Raw genomic sequence first — 2,574 nt, forward strand, 5'->3', positions numbered from 1 at the left:
GGTTTGTTATCTTGATGTAAATTTACTCCTGCATCTTGGAGGTCTTTGTTTACAAAGTCTGCAAAAGCATCTTCGAGTTTTATCTCATAACGATTTCCTGAAACTGTAAGTCCAACGTTTTTCATGATATACCTTTACTATGCTTATTATGCTAAAAGTGATTCAACCTGTGCAATGATCTTTTCTATCTCCACATCTTTCTCTTCAAGTTCACGTTTAAGCGTTGCTATTTGTGCTTCTTGTTGACTTTGAGATCCTGAAGCATTTGAAAGCTCAGCTCTTAGCTGTGCATTTTCGCTTTTAAGGGCTTCGTGGTCTGCTTTCCACTGTGCGATCTTCTCTTGTAATTTTTGTAATGCTGACATTTCATATTCCCTTTATATTATTCTATTGAACATATTTTTCTTTGTGTTATAATAGCAAAATTTTAAAGAAAACAACATAAAAATAAAGGTTTATTTTGCCAAATTTCACGGTATCAAGCCCATACCAGCCTGCCGGTGACCAACCCACCGCTATCGAAACACTTAGTCGCTCCATAGAAGCAGGGAACCAATACCAAACCCTACTGGGTGTAACGGGTTCAGGGAAAACCTATACTATGGCTAAAGTGATAGAAAAAACCAAAAAACCTACTCTTATCATGACGCACAATAAAACGTTGGCGGCACAACTCTACTCTGAGTTTAAAAGTTTTTTTCCAAACAACCATGTCGAATACTTCATCTCTTACTATGATTATTATCAGCCTGAAGCCTATTTGCCCCGACAAGATCTTTTTATAGAAAAAGACTCTTCCATCAATCAGGAGTTGGAACGTTTGCGTTTAAGTACGACGGCAAACTTGCTTTCTCATGATGATGTCATCGTCATCGCTTCTGTATCTGCCAACTATGGTTTAGGTTCTCCTGATGATTACCGCTCCATCGTACAGAAACTTTGTGTAGGAGATGAGTACAATCAAAAAGCCCTATTGTTAAGACTGGTAGATATGGGATACAAACGTAATGATGAGTTTTTTGACAGGGGTGATTTTCGTGTGACCGGTGAGGTCATAGACATTTATCCTGCTTACTCTGAAGAGTTTGCCATACGTATAGAGTTTTTTGGTGATGAGATAGAGGCAATCTACGAGTTTAACTCACTCACAGGAGAGAAAGAAGATGGTGTCAAAGAAGTTACCATCTACTCAGCCAATCAGTTCATCGTCTCTAAAGAAAAACTTGCTCTTGCAGTCAAAAGCATAGAAGAAGAATTGGCTGAAAGACTTGCCTACTACCAAAAAGAAGACCGCATGATAGAGTATAACCGTCTCAAACAGCGTACAGAGTTTGATTTGGAAATGATAGAAGGTACGGGGATGTGTAAAGGCATCGAAAATTACTCTCGCCATCTTACAGGGAAAAAAGCCGGAGAGACTCCCTACACAATGATGGACTATTTTGAAGCTATGCATGATGATTACCTCGTCATCGTTGATGAATCTCATGTCTCTTTACCACAGTTTAGAGGAATGTATGCAGGAGACAGAAGCCGTAAAGAAGTACTAGTTGACCACGGTTTTAGACTCCCATCTGCACTGGATAACCGGCCATTGATGTTTGATGAGTACATACATAAAGCCCCTCACTTTCTCTTTGTTTCAGCTACTCCTGCCCCTCTTGAACTTGAACTTTCCTCTACAGTAGCCCAACAAGTTGTACGACCTACTGGACTGCTTGACCCGGAGATAGAAGTGATTGACAGTACATACCAGGTGGAGAACCTGTACGACAGGATGAAACCTGTCATAGCGCATGGTGAACGTGTACTTGTCACAGTGTTGACAAAAAAAATGGCAGAAGAGTTGACAACGTACTACAATGACCTTGGACTTAAAGCCCGTCACATGCACTCAGACATGGATGCCATAGAACGTAACCAAACCATACGTTCCTTACGTTTAGGTGAGTTTGACATCTTAGTAGGTATTAACCTGCTTAGAGAAGGACTTGACCTCCCCGAAGTCAGTCTCGTGGCTATTCTTGACGCAGACAAAGAAGGTTTTTTACGTTCACGAACCTCACTCATACAAACGTCAGGAAGAGCTGCAAGAAATGCCAATGGGCATGTGCTTATGTATGCTAAAAAGATCACAGATTCTATGCAGTTCACCATCGATACCACAAAAGCCCGAAGAGAAAAACAAATAGCCTACAATAAAGAACATGGCATTACACCTAAAACCACACTCAGAGTCCTTGACACAGATCTAAAAGTTGAGGATGCAGGTGAGCTCTACAATAAGCAAAGTAAACTTGACAAAATGCCAAAAGCAGAACGTCAGCAAATGGTCAAAGAACTGAAGGCAAAGATGCTTGCTGCAGCTAAAAATTTAGACTTTGAAGAGGCTGCCAGACTGCGTGATCAGATAGCAAAAATCAAAAAATTGTAGGTTTTTGCTATAATACGCGTAAATATTATATTATAGGTAAATTTCATGGCTTTAGATCTCTCTTCTTCACAACTCTATTTTAACCGTGAACTCTCATGGCTGCAGTTTAACTCACGTGTTTTAGCACAAGCACTCGATGA

General features: G+C 40.2%; 3 protein-coding genes. 2 read left to right on the top strand and 1 reads right to left on the bottom strand.

All coding sequences use genetic code 11. The features are described from left to right. Positions 1-146: 146 nt before the first annotated feature. Positions 147-365 carry a hypothetical protein gene (locus ABZC96_RS09585; protein WP_373030749.1) on the bottom strand — a complete coding sequence of 73 codons (219 nt, stop codon included), beginning with the start codon at positions 363-365 and terminating at the stop codon, positions 147-149. Between the two features lie 95 nt (positions 366-460). Here ABZC96_RS09585 and uvrB point away from each other — a divergent pair, with 95 nt between their 5' ends. Continuing rightward, on the top strand, positions 461-2,434 hold the full coding sequence (uvrB, locus tag ABZC96_RS09590; protein ID WP_373030751.1) for an excinuclease ABC subunit UvrB: 1,974 nt from the start codon (positions 461-463) through the stop codon (positions 2,432-2,434). 45 nt (positions 2,435-2,479) lie between these two features. Next, the coding region (locus tag ABZC96_RS09595; protein ID WP_373030753.1) for a hypothetical protein at positions 2,480-2,574 on the top strand (95 nt) is incomplete at its 3' end.

The sequence above is a fragment of the Sulfurovum sp. genome (assembly GCF_041551015.1).
GTDB lineage: Bacteria > Campylobacterota > Campylobacteria > Campylobacterales > Sulfurovaceae > Sulfurovum.

Excerpts from the sequence above, each read along its gene's own strand:
- ABZC96_RS09585 (WP_373030749.1), bottom strand. The coding sequence starts at position 365 with ATGTCAGCATTACAAAAATTACAAGAGAAGATCGCACAGTGGAAAGCA.